General features: G+C 63.2%; 16 protein-coding genes. 9 read left to right on the top strand and 7 right to left on the bottom strand.

The features are described 5' to 3' along the window. Positions 1-203 precede the first annotated feature (203 nt). From NKJ11_RS12830 to NKJ11_RS12810, 5 genes are read left to right on the top strand one after another with little or no spacing between them, the layout of a single operon-like run. Positions 204-1,091, top strand: a complete 888-nt coding sequence (locus NKJ11_RS12830) for a sugar phosphate isomerase/epimerase family protein (protein ID WP_023812461.1) — start codon at positions 204-206, stop codon at positions 1,089-1,091. A gap of 60 nt (positions 1,092-1,151) precedes the next feature. Next, positions 1,152-2,321: a mandelate racemase/muconate lactonizing enzyme family protein gene (locus tag NKJ11_RS12825; RefSeq protein WP_023812460.1), complete on the top strand. Its 1,170-nt coding sequence runs from the start codon at positions 1,152-1,154 to the stop codon at positions 2,319-2,321. Between the two features lie 2 nt (positions 2,322-2,323). Continuing rightward, complete coding sequence (locus tag NKJ11_RS12820; RefSeq protein WP_023812459.1) at positions 2,324-3,040, top strand: FadR/GntR family transcriptional regulator; 717 nt, start codon at positions 2,324-2,326, stop codon at positions 3,038-3,040. Between the two features lie 5 nt (positions 3,041-3,045). Then, the gene (locus NKJ11_RS12815) at positions 3,046-4,026 is read left to right on the top strand and encodes a hydroxyacid dehydrogenase (protein ID WP_128304519.1); all 981 of its coding nucleotides are present in this window, start codon (positions 3,046-3,048) and stop codon (positions 4,024-4,026) included. A 42-nt stretch (positions 4,027-4,068) separates the two neighbouring features. Beyond that, positions 4,069-4,455: a hypothetical protein gene (locus NKJ11_RS12810; protein WP_128304520.1), complete on the top strand. Its 387-nt coding sequence runs from the start codon at positions 4,069-4,071 to the stop codon at positions 4,453-4,455. A gap of 18 nt (positions 4,456-4,473) precedes the next feature. Here NKJ11_RS12810 and NKJ11_RS12805 read toward each other — a convergent pair whose 3' ends face one another. Beyond that, complete coding sequence (locus NKJ11_RS12805) at positions 4,474-5,769, bottom strand: amidase (protein WP_128304521.1); 1,296 nt, start codon at positions 5,767-5,769, stop codon at positions 4,474-4,476. Positions 5,770-5,875: 106 nt separating this feature from the next. Between NKJ11_RS12805 and NKJ11_RS12800 the strand changes: the two genes are divergently transcribed. Then, positions 5,876-6,223: a GFA family protein gene (locus tag NKJ11_RS12800; protein ID WP_023812455.1), complete on the top strand. Its 348-nt coding sequence runs from the start codon at positions 5,876-5,878 to the stop codon at positions 6,221-6,223. 96 nt (positions 6,224-6,319) lie between these two features. On the opposite strand, the gene NKJ11_RS12795 is transcribed toward NKJ11_RS12800, so the two are convergent. After that, entirely contained in the window at positions 6,320-7,534 is a 1,215-nt protein-coding gene (locus NKJ11_RS12795) for an MFS transporter (protein ID WP_352774980.1), read from the bottom strand. A gap of 92 nt (positions 7,535-7,626) precedes the next feature. Here NKJ11_RS12795 and NKJ11_RS12790 point away from each other — a divergent pair, with 92 nt between their 5' ends. From NKJ11_RS12790 to NKJ11_RS12780, 3 genes are all read left to right on the top strand, one after another. Further along, a complete protein-coding gene (locus tag NKJ11_RS12790; protein WP_352440818.1) occupies positions 7,627-8,610 on the top strand; it encodes an AraC family transcriptional regulator in 984 nt (327 codons plus the stop codon). Between the two features lie 290 nt (positions 8,611-8,900). After that, the gene (locus tag NKJ11_RS12785; RefSeq protein WP_352793458.1) at positions 8,901-9,872 is read left to right on the top strand and encodes an AraC family transcriptional regulator; all 972 of its coding nucleotides are present in this window, start codon (positions 8,901-8,903) and stop codon (positions 9,870-9,872) included. A 171-nt stretch (positions 9,873-10,043) separates the two neighbouring features. Further along, positions 10,044-10,475, top strand: coding sequence for a DUF4437 domain-containing protein (locus NKJ11_RS12780; protein WP_128304525.1), 432 nt, complete (start codon positions 10,044-10,046; stop codon positions 10,473-10,475). A gap of 13 nt (positions 10,476-10,488) precedes the next feature. On the opposite strand, the gene NKJ11_RS12775 is transcribed toward NKJ11_RS12780, so the two are convergent. The 5 genes from NKJ11_RS12775 to NKJ11_RS12755 are packed head-to-tail and all read right to left on the bottom strand — an operon-like array spanning position 10,489 to position 14,776. Beyond that, positions 10,489-11,592 carry an ABC transporter ATP-binding protein gene (locus tag NKJ11_RS12775; protein WP_128304526.1) on the bottom strand — a complete coding sequence of 368 codons (1,104 nt, stop codon included), beginning with the start codon at positions 11,590-11,592 and terminating at the stop codon, positions 10,489-10,491. Continuing rightward, entirely contained in the window at positions 11,592-12,695 is a 1,104-nt protein-coding gene (locus NKJ11_RS12770) for an ABC transporter ATP-binding protein (RefSeq protein WP_352440816.1), read from the bottom strand. Before NKJ11_RS12770 ends, NKJ11_RS12775 begins: the two co-directional genes overlap by 1 nt. After that, a complete protein-coding gene (locus NKJ11_RS12765; protein WP_127293505.1) occupies positions 12,692-12,913 on the bottom strand; it encodes a hypothetical protein in 222 nt (73 codons plus the stop codon). Before NKJ11_RS12765 ends, NKJ11_RS12770 begins: the two co-directional genes overlap by 4 nt. Beyond that, complete coding sequence (locus NKJ11_RS12760) at positions 12,910-13,869, bottom strand: carbohydrate ABC transporter permease (RefSeq protein WP_013529496.1); 960 nt, start codon at positions 13,867-13,869, stop codon at positions 12,910-12,912. The genes NKJ11_RS12765 and NKJ11_RS12760 overlap by 4 nt, the downstream gene beginning before the upstream one ends. 1 nt (position 13,870) lies before the next feature. Next, on the bottom strand, positions 13,871-14,776 hold the full coding sequence (locus tag NKJ11_RS12755; RefSeq protein WP_013529495.1) for a carbohydrate ABC transporter permease: 906 nt from the start codon (positions 14,774-14,776) through the stop codon (positions 13,871-13,873). Positions 14,777-14,809: the final 33 nt, after the last annotated feature.

Genomic DNA, 14,809 nt, shown 5'->3' with positions numbered 1-14,809 from the left:
TCAAGCAAATAATCCACAGCGAAAGTTGCATCCCAGCGCTTCTTGCCGATCTGGAGAATTTGCTGTAGACCTCGCTTCAGGCCCAATTGGTCGAACCAGTTTGCGAGAAAAGGCTGGGAACGCCTTGGGGAGGAACCTTTGTGTCGCCTTTTGGCGATGCATGTCGCAGGCGAACCATAGAGACGATTTGGGAAGGACAGACCATGCATCTTTCGACGCACAACTGGATGCGCGCGGAACCCTTGGAGACGACGCTCAAGCGCATCAAGAAATTCGGCTATGAGTCGATCGAGATTTCCGGCGAGCCCGAGCAGTACAAGACCAAGGAGACCCGGGCGCTGCTGAAGGAGCATGGTATTCGCTGCTGGGGCGCGGTGACCCTGATGCTGGGCGAGCGCAACCTTGCCGCCAGGAACCAGGGCCAGCGCGAGCGTTCCGTTCAGTATGTCAAGGATGTGCTGACCATGGTCAGCGAACTCGATGGCGAGATCATCACGCTGGTTCCGGCGACCGTCGGCAAGGTTGTGCCTGACGGGACCGAGGAAGAGGAATGGAAGTGGGTAGTCGACGCCACTCGCGAGTGCTTCACCCACGCCAAGAAGGTCGGCGTCAAGATCGCTGTCGAACCGCTTAACCGCTTCGAGACCTATCTGTTCAATCGCGGCGCCCAGGCGCTGGCGCTGGCCGATGCGGTCAGCCCCGAATGCGGCGTCTGCCTCGATGCCTATCACATCCACATGGAAGAATTTAACGTCTATGACGCGATCCGGCAGGCCGGAAAGCGCCTGTTCGACTTCCATGTCGCCGACAACAACCGGTTTGCCGCCGGCCTCGGCCAGATCGACTGGCCGAAGATCGTCGCCACCTTGCGCGAGATCGGCTACGACGGCGCGCTGACCAACGAGTTCGTCGCGCCCGTCGACCGGACGCCGGCAGCCCCCTATCCCGACATGGTCGAGCGCAATCCGGTCGACATCTCGCCCGAGCAGCTGAAGTTCATCCAGGACCACGGCTCCAGCGTGCTCACCGAGAAATTCTACACCGACCAGATGCGCATCAACGCCGAAACGTTGCTGCCGCTGATCAAGTAGTCGACTGCCTCTGGGAAATTCGCCCTTCCGCCCTGACCGGCGGCGGGGCTGGGGAAGAATATGCGTATCAAGTCCGTCCAAGCCTGGTGGATCCGCGTTCCGATCGAAGCCGCTCGGCAGCACCGCAGCGACTTCGGTCAGGTGACGACCTTCGACGCCGCCATCCTGCGCATCGAGACCGATGACGGGCTGGTCGGCTGGGGCGAAGGCAAGAACGCCGCTGGCAGTGCCGGCAGCTACGGTGCGCTCGTCCACATGCTGAACCATGAGGTCGGGCCGCAACTGGTCGGCCGCGATCCGGCCGACATCGGCGTCATATGGGAGATGCTCTACAATGGCGTGCGCCACGACAGCGCCGCGCGTGGCGGCCACGCCATGCCGCAACTGGCGCGGCGCGGCATGAGCATCGCCGCCATCAGCGCCGTCGACATCGCGCTGTGGGACATTCTTGGCAAATCGCTTGGCGTTCCGGTCTGGCGGCTGCTCGGCGGCCGCAAGCTCGATCGCATGCCGGCCTATGCGTCCGGCGGCTGGGCAGCCGCCGACGCCATCGGCGAGCAGTTGAAGTCCTATATCGCCAAGGGCGGTTTCAAGGCACTGAAGATGCGCGTTGGCGCCATGGATGGCGCGGCACACATTTCCGCCACCCGCGTGCGGGCCGCACGGCAGGCGCTCGGCCCCGATGTCGAACTGATGGTCGACGCGCACGGCACCTACACGGTGGCCGAGGCCAAGCGCTTCATCCACCTTGTCAACGATTTGGACCTCGCCTGGTTCGAGGAACCTATTATCGCTGACGACAAGCCCGGCATGGCTGAAGTGCGGGCGTCAGGTGCCGTCCCGATCGCCACCGGCGAAAGCGAGGCGACACGCTATGCCTTCCGCGACCTTGCCGTGCTCAAAGCCGCCGACATCTTCCAGCCTGATCCCGCTTTCTGCGGCGGCATCAGCGAGGCGATGAAGATCGGCACCATCGCCAGCGCCTTCAATTTGCGCTTTGCACCCCATTTGTGGGCCGGCGCGCCCTGTTTTTTCGCAGGCTTGCATGTCTGCGCCGCCTCGCCGTCGAGTTTCACCGTCGAATATTCGCTTGGCGCCAACCCGATGATCCATGATCTGGTCGAAGAGACTGTCGAAGCCAGGGACGGTATGATAGCGATCCCGGAAAAACCGGGTCTGGGATTCACCATTTCGGAGCGGTTCCTGGAGGCGCACGCGCAACGCGGTTGACGATGAAAGAAAAGAACCTCCTCGCAGAACTCGCTGCCTACCTGTTCTCCCATTCGGACAAGGAGAGCGGCCGAACGCCTTCGGAACGCGAACTGGCGGAGCATTTCGCCGTCAGCCGCGGTCAGATCCGCGAGGCGCTGGCCATCCTGGAGGCCATGCGCATCGTCGAGCGTCGAGCCAAGTCCGGTATCTACATCGACACCAAGCAGGCCAGTGTGGAGGCCATGGCGCTTTTTGCCCGCGCAGGCCTGCCGCTCGACCCGATCCAGATCTACGAGACGGTCGAACTGCGCAAGATCCACGAGATCAAGGCGGCCGAACTTGCCTGTTCGCGCGCCACCGAGGAGAATTTCGAGCGGCTGCGCGAAATCCTGAAGGCTTCGGAAGAGCGCATCGCCGCCGGCGAAGGGCTTGCCAGGGAAGACCGCGAATTCCACCTCGAAATCGTGCGCGCCACCAAGAACAGCGTCTTCCACAATGTCTGCAGCGTCTACTACATGATGGGCGAGCAGCGCCTGCCGATCTATTTCAACGACCCCGAGCGCAACCTGCGCTCGCATGCCGAGCATATCCAGATCTATGAGGCGCTGCTGCGCCGCGACGGCAATCTCGCCCAGGCGCTGATGAGCGCCCATCTTCAAGGGGCTGAGAGCTACTGGAAAGGCCTGATCGAGGGCCATGGCGAGGAGCCGCAAAGCCCGGCGCTCGAAAGAGCCTGATCGACATGGCCCGTATCCTCACGACCCACGCCCTGCACCCGCGCGCCTCGGCCATGCTCTCAGGCGCCGGCGAACTCGTCGTCGCCTCCGCCATCGATCCGGCCACGCTGGCCGCCGAGGCTAAAAATGCCGAGATCGTCATCGTGCGCGCGCCGCTGCCACCACAGCTTTTCGACGGCGCAAAGCTGCTGAAGGCGGCAATCCGCCATGGCGCCGGGCTCGACATGATCCCCATGGAAGCAGCGACCGTCGCCGGCGTGCTGGTGGCGAACGTGCCGGCGGTCAATGCCCGCTCGGTTGCCGAGCACGTCATGTTTGCGGCGCTTGCTTTGCTGCGCAATTTCCGCGCCGTCGACCGCGACCTGCGCACCAAAGGCTGGCTCGCCGGCCGCGAGCACGCCAATTCCAACATCGAGCTTGCCGGCAAGACGATCGGCATCGTCGGCCTCGGTGCCGTCGGCCAGGCGGTCGGCCATATCGCCGCGCACGGCTTCGACTTGAAGGTGGTGGCAACGACGCGCAGCATGCAGCCGGCGCCGGACAAGGTCGGCTTCCTGTCGATCGACGCGCTGGTCGAGCAGAGCGACATCATCGTGCTCTGCTGCCCGCTGACGCCGGAAACGCGCGGCCTGATCAACCGTGAGCGGATCGCCCGAATGAAGCCCAATGCGCTGCTGATCAACGTGTCGCGCGGACCGGTCATCGACGACGACGCGCTGATCGAGGCGTTGCAGAAACGCCGTATCGGCGGCGCCGCGCTCGACGTGTTTGCGACGCAGCCGCTGCCGTCGAATCATCCCTATTTCGGCTTCGACACTGTCATCATCACGCCGCACATGGCCGGGATCACCGAAGAATCGATGATGCGCATGGGCGTCGGCGCGGCGGGTGAAGCCTTGCTGGTGCTGGCCAACAAGCTGCCGGTCAATCTGCGCAATCCGGAAGTGGTCGATCACTACCGGCGGCGGTTTCCGGAGAGCCTGTAACACATCGCGGTTTCGCCCCAATTCTCCGCGACGTTGAGAGCCATGTCCGATCCACGCCTCGCATCCCTGGTAGCCGTCGTGTGTTCGCTCTGCGCCATGCCGTCATTCGCGGCCGAAAGCAGCTATGTCTATTGTGACAACGGGCTGCGCTGCTTCAAGGCGCCCTGCCCATCGAACAGCGCGCTCGACCTTGGCACCGGCACGATCATCAAGGGCGTGTCGATCGACCCCAGCGGATTGCCGCAGGCCGACAAGGCGATAACCGATCTTTCCGACGCGCTTTATGCCGGCAAGATCGTCGTCAGAGGCTCGATCGAGCACCGCACCCAGACGATCACCGGCAAGGAGCACAATCTCCCCTGGCTGGTCGCGACCCATATTGTGCGGACCGCCAAGGACAGCGAACGCAAGCACTGTTCGTCGCGCTGATAGGCAGGTCAGCCCTGGTCACGCGCCAAGCAGCTGTTCTATTTCAGCAGCAATCCGCAGCAGGCGCCGGTCGTGCCCGTTGCGCGCCACCAGCATCAATCCGGCGGGCAGCGCCGTGCCCGGCATCGGCAGCGAGATTGCGCAGAGATCGAACTGGTTGGCGACCTGCGTGTTGCGCAGCAGCAGGCCTTCGGTGCGGTCGCGCAACTCGGCATCGTCAGACATCGAAACGATGGTCGGCGCCGTCACCGGCGTGGTCGGCAGAGCCAGCACATCGACCGATGCCAGCCGCTCGTCCATGGCGGCGACGAGCGCTGTGCGGCGGCGCATTGCCCTGATGTAGACAGGCGTCGGCAGCATTGCCGCCCGCGACAAAGGTCCGCTGACATGCGGGTCGACCGGCACCGAAGCCCCTGTCGCCAGCCAGTCGGCATGCACTTCGGCCCCTTCCATCGCAGCGATCGAACCCCGCTTGGTGGCAGCCCGCATATCGGCAAGCAGATCGTCGATCGACAGGTCGGCGATCCGCGCGCCCGTCTGTTCGATCTTGCCAAGGCAGCGGTCGAACGCGGTCGCCACCTCGTCTTCCGTCTCTTCGAAAAGAACGCCGCGTGGAATGCCGACGCGAAGCCCTGCAAGGGCAATCGGCGTCAGCGCGGTCGGCACTTCACCGGCCATTACGGCGTCGGCGGCGGCACATTGGGCGACGGTTCGGGCAAGCGGACCGATCGAGTCCAGCGTGGCGGACAGCGGGAACGCGCCGGCAAGAGGCACGCGCCGCGCAGTCGGCTTGAAGCCGACGACACCGTTGAGTGAAGCCGGAATGCGTATCGAACCGCCGGTGTCGGAACCGATCGATATTTCGCTCGTCGCCTCACCGACCGAGACGCCGGCGCCTGAGGAAGATCCGCCCGGAATGCGGCTGGCGTCCACGGCATTGCCGGGCGTGCCATAGTGCTGGTTGTCGCCGATCGCGGTGAAGGCGAATTCGGTCATGTTGGTCTTGCCGATAATGACCGCGCCGGCTTGCCGCAGCCGGCTGACGATCACGGCATCGCGCAGCGGAGGTGCTGCGGTCCTAAGCATCAGCGAGCCAGCCGTGGTTGGCTCGCCGGCGACATCGAACAAATCCTTGATCGAGACGATGGTGCCGTCGAGCGGCCCTAGCGTCACACTTGCCCGCTTGCGGGCATCGCTGGCATCAGCCGCGGCCCGTGCGGCTTCGGCATAGAGCTTCGTGAACACGCGCTCTTCGCCGGCACGGGCGGCGAGGCGCGCGAGAATGGTTTCCAGATGATCACGAACGGATTGCATTTTCGGTGTCGGACTCCGAACGCCTTGAACGTCCTTGGGGCATGGCTTGCCGAGACTTAACCCGGCGCAGGCGGTTTTGCACCCTGTCTAATGCGAGGAAAATCCGATGCTCTACAAAGGCAGCTGCCACTGCGGCAAGGTCGCCTTCGAATTCAAGGCCGAACTGACGGGCGCCTTGCGGTGCAATTGCTCGATCTGCTCGCGCAAGGGCGCCCTGTTGTGTGCCATCCCGCACGGGACCTTGCAGGTCCTGGCCTGGGGCGACGATCTCGGCACCTACACATTCGGCAATCATGCCATCGCGCACCGGTTCTGCCGGGCCTGCGGCATCCATCCCTTTGCGGAGGATGTCCGCGAAGGCAGCGAACGCAGTGCCTACATCAACATCAACTGCGTGGCCGATCTCGACCCCTCGACCCTGTCGGTTTTCGATTTCGACGGGCGGTCGGCCTGAGTTTGTTCGCCCCTGCCATCACAACGGCGCCGGCCCGAAAGCCGTGATGGTTCTCGGGCCGACGCGCAGTGTCAGGGAAGCCTGATTGCGGCCAGGCTACTCGGCCTGCTTCGGGCCGCGCAGGAACACAACGATGGCCGCCAGCAATGTCGCGGCGCCGCAATAGGCGAAGGCACTGGCGACGCCGGTGTGGTCGACCAGCAGGCCACCGAAGACGGCGCCGAGCGCGATCGCCACCTGGAACGTCGCCACCATCAGTCCGCCGGCACTTTCTGCCTGATCGGGCGCGGCCCGCACCAGCCAGCTCTGCAGCCCGACCGGCACCGCGCCGAAAGCAAAGCCCCAGACCGCGACGGCGGCAGCGGCGATCGTCGGCGAAGCCCCGAAAATCAGCATCGAGGCGGCGGCCATTGCGATCAGCAACGGCGCCAGCGCAACGGCTGCCTTGAGGCTGCGCTCGGCCAGGATGCCGCCGGCGACATTGCCGAAGAAACCGCCAATGCCATAGGCCAGCAGCACCAGCGAGATCGTCTCGATGTCGAGCACGGGCACCTTCTCGAGGAACGGACGGACATAGGTGAAGCCGGCAAAGTGTCCCGAAGCGACCAGCAGCACGACCAGCAGCGCCACCCTGATCGACGGACGCTTCAGCACGTCGAGCAAGGTGCGGAAGCTTGCAACACCCACGGGAGGCAATTTCGGAATGGTGGCCAGTTGCACCAGCAGTGCCAGGGCGGCGACGACGGTCGCAATCATGAATGCCGTGCGCCAGCCCCAGATGTCGCCGACATAGGCGCCGACCGGCGCCGCGCAGACGGTCGCCAGCGAAACGCCGGTCAGGATGATCGACATGGCGCGCGGCATCAGCCGCATCGGCACCAGCCGCAGCGCCATCGCTGCCGACATCGCCCAGAAGCCGCCAAGTGCTACGCCGAGCACGACACGGGCAAGCAGAAGCACGGGCAGCGATGAGGCAAAGGTGGCCAGAAGATTGGACAGGATCAGGAATACAGTCAGCATCCACATCACCAGCCTGCGATCCATACGCCTGGTGATGATGGCCATGGTGGGTGCGGCAATGGCTCCGACGATCGCGGTTGCCGTCACCGCCTGTCCGGCCACGCCTTCGCTGACGCCGAGATCGCGCGCCATCGGTGTCAGCAGGCTGGCGGGGAGAAATTCAGCGGTGACGAGGCCAAAAACACCAAGTGCCAGCGAAACAACGGCGCCCCAGGCCGGCTCGGTTCGTTCGTCAGAGTCCGCAGGGTTCAAAAGTGTGGCGTCGATGACGCCTGTCGCCTGTTCGGCCATGGTCAGTCTCCGAGTTGTTTTGCAGCGCAGCATCTGGCTGCAACGCAACATAGGGAGTGACCACCTGGAGCTTCCATGCTAGAAACCCCATCATGCTTGACAATTCGTCCAAAATTCCGATCACTGGCGACCCGCTCACCGACATTTTGCGTGGCTTGCGCCTCGATGGCGTCGAATACGGCCGCTTCGAACTGAAGGAACCCTGGGGCATTCAGTTTCCAGCCCAGCCAGCGGCGCGATTTCATTTCATCGGCCGCAAAGGCTGCTGGCTGAAGCAGCCATCCGGCGAATGGGTGGAACTCAAGGCAGGCGACGCGGTGCTGCTGCCGCGCGGTGCGGCGCACGTGCTGGCCAGCGAGCCCGGCGCCCAGGCCTGGCCGATCCATGGCTACGAAGTCGAGGAGGTCTGCAAGGACGTCTACTGCACGTCGAACGAAGGCATGTCGGAATGCTGCCGGCCGGGAACCCTGTTGTTTTGCGGCAGCATGTACTTCAATCTCGATGGCCTGCATCCCCTGCTCGGCATGATGCCGGATGTGATGCGCACGCATGAGTTGGAAGCCTATGAGCCTGGCATTCCGCATCTGCTGGAATCGATGGCGCGTGAGGTGACAATGGAGCGCGTCGGCTCCGGCGGCATCCTGGCGCGGCTGGCCGACGTGCTGGCCGCCACCGTCATCCGCTCATGGGTCGAGCGCGGCTGCGGTGACGCCTCCGGTTGGATCGCCGCCGTCAGGGACCCGGAAATCGGACGCGTGCTGGCAGCCATCCATCTCGAACCGAACCATGACTGGACGGTCGAGTCGCTGGCCCGGATGATGGGCGCCTCGCGATCGGGATTTGCCGAGCGTTTCGCCACCACCGTTGGCGAAACCCCGGCAAAATATGTCACCCAGGTCAGAATGCATCAGGCACGGCAATGGCTGGTCCGCGACCGGATTAAGATCTCCGTCGTTGCGGCGCGTCTCGGCTATGAATCGGACGCCGCCTTCAGCCGCGCCTTCAAGCGCGTCATCGGCTCGGCGCCCAGCCATCTCCGGGCCGAGGAACAGGCCGATATCCGCCAGGCCAGCTGACGCACAGGGTTCCGAACTCAGCTTGACAAAGGCAGCACCCAGTTCGGCGGTCCCGGCAGTTTTTTTGCCGGCAGCTTTTCGCGATAGGAATTTTTTCTTGACTCGGTGACCTCAGCTATGCTACATTTTTGCCCATGGTGCTGATTTGCGCCAGTGACCCGCCGCACAGGTGGGTTTTGCGTCTGATACTACGTCAGCCGACGCCCCGGCGGAGGAACCCGTTTTTGTTGCCCCTGAGCTGACGCATGGAGGCCGTGACGGACTGGTGATTCCAGGCTAGAGAAATCAGCATGGTTTTCACCTCGCCCAAGACTGGCCTGCCGGCCTCGGACGGTCCGCTAACCGACATCTTGCGCGGATTGTGGCTCGATGGCGTCGACTATGGCCGCTGCGAACTTTCAAACCCATGGGCCGTGTTGTTTCCTGCCCAGAAGGCAGCAAGGTTTCACTTTATCGGCCGCCGCCAATGCTGGCTGTTTTCGCCAGCCGGGGAATGGATTGAGCTGACACCCGGCGATGCATTGCTCTTGCCGCGCGGTGCCGAGCATGTCGTTGCCAGCGCGCCTGGCATTCCGGCCGTGCCGATCGAAAGCTACACTGTCGAGCCTTTGCAGGACAATGTCTTCAATGTCTCCAACGGCGGCCACGGCCCGAAAACCTTGCTGTTTTGCGGCAGCATGCACTTCAACCTGGACGGGTCGCACCCCTTGCTGGGCATGATGCCGGACATGATGCGCGCCAAGGAATTGATGGCTGGCGAGCCAGGTATTCCGCATCTGCTGGAAGCTATGGCCGGCGAAATCACCATGAACCGGGCCGGCTCTGGCGGCATGCTGGCGCGACTGGCCGACGTGCTGGCTGCAAGCATCATCCGTTCCTGGGTAGAAAACAGTGGCGGCGACACCAGAGGCTGGACCGCGGCGATCAAGGATCGCGACATCGGCCGCGTACTTGCCGCCATTCATCTGCAGCCCGACAGGAACTGGACTGTCGAAGCGCTGGCGCGCGAAATGGGCGCCTCGCGATCGGCCTTCGCCGAACGCTTCACGGCCATCGTTGGCGAAACACCGGCGAGATATGTCGCCCGGATACGCATGCACCAGGCGCGGCAATGGCTGATCGACGATCGGATGCGGGTTTCAGTGGTCGCCGCCAGACTGGGTTACGATTCCGAAGCATCGTTCAGCCGGGCGTTCAAGCGCATCCTAGGCATCGCGCCCAGCCACCTGCGCACCGTCGACTGCACCTCCGAAAACCGCTGAGGCGATCCCGGATCCGCGGCCGTGGCTTGCCGGGTCTGGATGAATTGCCGGGTCTGGATGAATTGCCAAGCCTTCCGGACGCAATGCCATTGCCGGGCCACCCGCATGCAATAGCTTGCCAGAACCAAGCAGCCAGAGGCCGGCGTCCAGTCGGTCCGAAGAGGAGAACCAATGCCAAATTATCCGAAGGTCATCGCACTCGCCGTCATGCTTGCGGTTCCTGGGCGCGCCTTTGCCCTCGAGGACAGCTACCTGCCGGCCGACAAGATCCCCTATGTGGCGGAAGTACCCGACCAGCCGCATCGTCTTGGCCCATTGTGGGGCGAGCGGGCCAAGGGCCCGGCAGGCACGTTGCTGAAGGTTCCCGGCAACTGGCGTGCACCGGTCCATGCGCACACCGCGGATTATCGCGCGGTGGTCATAAAGGGGCTGTGGGCGCACTGGCAGATGGATGGCGGCGAGGCGACCAAGGTCGAACTGCCTCCTGGATCCTATTGGACCCAGAAGGCCGATGAGATGCATGACGACGCCTGCGTCTCCGACACGGAATGCGTGATCCTGCTGATCAACGACACGCCCTACGAAACCTACTTCCAGAAATAGGCTGGGATGCAGCCTATGAGGCGTGTCGCAAGCTGACGCCGCTGCCCTTGTCGAACAGCACCACCTTGTCGGGGTTCCAGGCAAAGCGCACCGCCTGCTCGATGGCGACGTCAGTCCTGGCCGGCACGGTGGCACGCAGCGTCGCGTCGCCGACGCGCAGCGTCAGGATCTTTTCGACGCCGTGATTCTCGACGTCGTGGACGCGCGCCTCGACCGGCGCGCCGCTCTCGAGATAGACGTCCTCGGGACGAATGCCGAAGACGAGCGGGCGACCGTCGGTCGCCGCACCCGCCTTTAGCCCCCCAAAAGTCTTGGCGCCCTGCGAGAAAGGCAGTTCGAAGTTCAACGGAGCCATCACCGCGCGGCCGTTCACAAGCTTGCCGTCGATGAGGTTCATCGGCGGCGAGCCGACGAAGCTTGCCACATAGGTGTCGCGCGGGTTGTTGTAGATCTCGTGCGGCGTACCGGTCTGGACGATGCGGCCATGGTTGAGCACGCCCACCTTGTCGCCCATCGACATCGCCTCGATCTGGTCGTGGGTGACGAACAGGAAGGTGGCGCCGAGCTGCATCTGCAGGTTCTTCAGTTCAGTCCGCAGCGCCTCGCGCAGCTTGGCGTCGAGCGCAGACAGCGGCTCGTCCATCAGGAACACACGCGGCTTGCGCACGATGGCGCGGCCGATCGAGACGCGCTGCATCTCGCCGCCGGACAGCCGATCCGTCTTGCGGTCGAGCAGATGCTCGATCCGCAGCGTACGGGCGGCACGGTCGACGCGATCCTTGATCTCGGCGTCGGGCAGCCGGCGGATTTTCGGCTTGAGCGGGAATTCTAGATTTTCGCGCACCGTGTAGCGCGGATAAAGCGAGTATTGCTGCAGCACCAGCGCCACGTCACGCTCGGCCGCACCCCAGTCGGCGACGTCGACGCCGTCGATGAAGACCTGGCCTTCGCTCGGCTTTTCCAGGCCGGCGATAAGCCGCAGCGTCGTCGTCTTGCCGGCGCCCGTCTCGCCCAGCAGCACGAAGAACTCGCCATCGGCAATATCGAGATCGAGCCCGGTGAGCGCAGTGTGGTTGCCGAAGGTCTTCGAGATGTTCTTGAGCTGGATATGGGCCATCAGAGTCTCACCTCAAGCGACTTGCCGCTTGCCTTGTCGAAGAAGTGCGCCTGGGTCGGGTCGATCCTGGCGAAGACCCTTTCACCGGGTCCGGCAACGAAGCCGCTCTTGGTGCGGGCCCGCAGCAACTCGGTTCCCACCTTGAGATCGACGATGTCGAAGGAGCCGAGCGGCTCGACGATATGCGTGTCGACAGCAACGAAGCCCTCGGTTGCTTCGCGCCGAATGAGCACGCCCTCCGGTCGGATGCCCAGCGCGAGCTGCCGCCCGGCATGGCCGTTGAGCTTCGACAGCAATGCCTGCGGAAATTCGAAGCCGGAAGCCGCGCCGCCGACCGTTACCGAGACCGCGGATCCGGTCTCGGCGACTGCGGCATCGGTGACATTCATCACCGGGCTGCCGACGAATTGCGCCACGAACAGATTTGCCGGCTGCGAATAGACCTCGTCGGGCGTGCCGACCTGCTGCAAGACGCCTGCGTGCATGATGACGATGCGGTCGGCCAGGCTCATGGCCTCGATCTGGTCGTGCGTGACATAGATGGTGGTCGAGCCCTGCTTGATGTGCAGCCGCTTGATTTCCGCGCGCATCTCCTCGCGCAGCTTGGCGTCGAGCGCGCCGATCGGCTCGTCCATCAGCATGGCCTTCGGCCGCCGCACCAGCGCCCGGCCGATGGCGACGCGCTGCATGTCGCCACCCGAGAGCGCCGACGGCTTCTTGTCCAGCAGGTCGGTGATCTGCAGCGTCTTGGCGACGGAGCGAACCTCGCTGTCGATCTCCGTCTTGCTCTTGCGCGTGGCACGCAAGGGGAAGGCGATGTTCTCGTAGACGCTCATATGCGGATAGAGCGAGAACGACTGGAACACCATGGCGATGTCGCGGTCGGCGGCCTTCAAATGCTGTACCGGCTTGCCGTCGATGAAGATGTCGCCCTCGTCGATGGTTTCCAGCCCGGCGATGGCGCGCAGCGTTGTCGTCTTGCCGCAGCCCGACTGGCCCAGCAGCACGATGAACTCGTTGTCGGCGATCTTGAGGTTCAGGTCCTTGATGACCTGGACGGCGCCGAAGAATTTCTGGACGCCGCGAAGCTCGATCTGGGTCAATGCTGTGCTCCCGGATTGCGCACCTGGCCGGTGCCGGCCTTTTCCTCGGGCGCGATCTTGGAGGTTACGTTGAAGCCGACGAGTCCGATCAGGATGATGGTCAGGCCATAGGTGTGCAGCAGCATGCTCCAGGGCTGGCAGAGCGCGATGATGCCGAGCACCATCAGGATCTGCGATCCGGGCTCGAGGTATTTCTGGTTGATGGCGCGAAAACTCATTTGCGGATCGCTCCGAAGGACATGCCGCGCAACAGATGGTTGCGAAGCAGGAAGGTGAAGATGGCGACCGGCAGCAGGAACAGGAAGGTTCCGGAGGCGATCACCGTCCAGTCCGGCAGGCCCGAACCGACCTGGCTCGGGATGAAGGGAGGCGCGGTCTGGGCGCGGCGGTTGGTCATGATCAGCGCAAAGGCGTATTCGTTCCACGCGGTGATGAAACAGAACACGGCGGTGGCGGCGATGCCCGTGGCGGCCTCCGGCAGCACGATCTTGAAGAACGCCTCCATGCGCGTGTAGCCGTCGACAAGCGCTGCCTCCTCATACTCCTTCGGGATCTCGTCCATGAAACCCTTCATCAGCCACACGGAGAAGGACAGGTTGAAGGCGGTGTAGAGAATGATCAGGCCCAGATGCGTGTCGTTGAGCCCGACTGCCCGGTACATCAGGAACATCGGAATGGCGACCACCACCGCCGGCAACATGCGCGTCGACAGGATGAAGAAGAGCAGGTCCGCCTCCCCTTTCACCTTGAAGCGCGAGAAGCCATAGGCGGTGAATGTCCCCATGCCGACCGCCAACACCGTCGAGGTGATGGCGATGATGAGCGAGTTCAGGAAGCGGCTCGGATATCCCGACCATTGCACCTGGCCCTTGCCGTCGCGCACGATCTTCTCGCCGCCGTCGAACACGACGCGCTCCCACCACGGGGCGGCGGCATATTCTTCAGCCGACGGCGGGCTGCGCAACTGTGAGCGCTTTGTGAAAAGTTTGACGAAAGGCGAGATGGTCGGCTCGAACATCACGGTCGGCGGGATCGTCGTGGCCAGGTTGCGTGGCTTGAACGAGGTCGCCACGATCCAGTAGATCGGCGCCAGGAAGATGATCGTCACCAAAAGGACGGCGACAATAGCGACCTTGTTGAGCGCCCGTTCACCCGAAGTCTGGACGGCCGCCATCTCAGCGCTCCTTAACTTTGTTGAGGTATTTCACATAGATGTTGGTGATCGCCAGCACCATGATCAGCACGATATAGGCAAGCGCGCAGGAGCGCCCTGTCTGCCATTCCTGGAAAGCCATCTTGTAGAGACGGATGGAAATCACCTCGGTGCTCGGCTGCGTCGAGAGCACATAGGCAAGATCGAAAGTCTTGAAGGCTTCCATGGTGCGGAAGATGACCGCGATCATCAGGATCGGCGCGACCAGCGGCAGCGTGATGCGGAAGAAGGTATAGAACGGCCCGGCGCGGTCGATCGCGGCAGCTTCATAAAGATGCTTCGGCACCGCCGAAAGCCCGGCGAGCGACAACAGCATGACGAAGGGCGACCACATCCAGATGTCTGTGAACGCGACCGCGTAGAGCGCCATCTTCGGATCGCCGAGCCATTGGAATTTGCCGAGGTCGAGCACGTAGTTGATGACACCCCAGGACGGATCGTAGAGCAGTTTCCAGAACAGGCCGACCACCGCCATCGAAAGCATCATCGGCAAGAGCAGCAATGTCGTGATCAGGCCCTTGAGCGGAATGGTACGATTGAGCAGCATCGCCGTTCCAAAGCCGACGACAACCTGACCGACGACCGAGACGATGACGTATTTCGCGGTCACCGCGAAATTGTTCCAGATATAAGGGTCGCTGAGGAGTTCGCGATAGTTCTTCAGTCCGACGAAATTGGCCGGCGCATTGGTCGACGCGCGGAAGTCGGTGAAGGAATAGCCGAGCGAATAGATCAGCGGAAAGATGTTGAAGACGATCAGGAACACGATCGTCGGGATGATGAAGAGGTTGCGTATCGAAATGTCGCTGAGGCCGCGAGAGGCGGCTCTGGAGGAGGTATTCAGCGGTGTGATCATTGTGGTCGCCAAGACCTGCTCCCATTCCTGAAAAAGAAAACGGAG

This window comes from Mesorhizobium sp. M0243, from assembly GCF_040321775.1.
Taxonomy (GTDB): domain Bacteria; phylum Pseudomonadota; class Alphaproteobacteria; order Rhizobiales; family Rhizobiaceae; genus Mesorhizobium.
The sequence above is the reverse complement of the archived record's forward strand: the minus strand, read 5'-3'. Positions and strand labels throughout refer to the sequence as shown.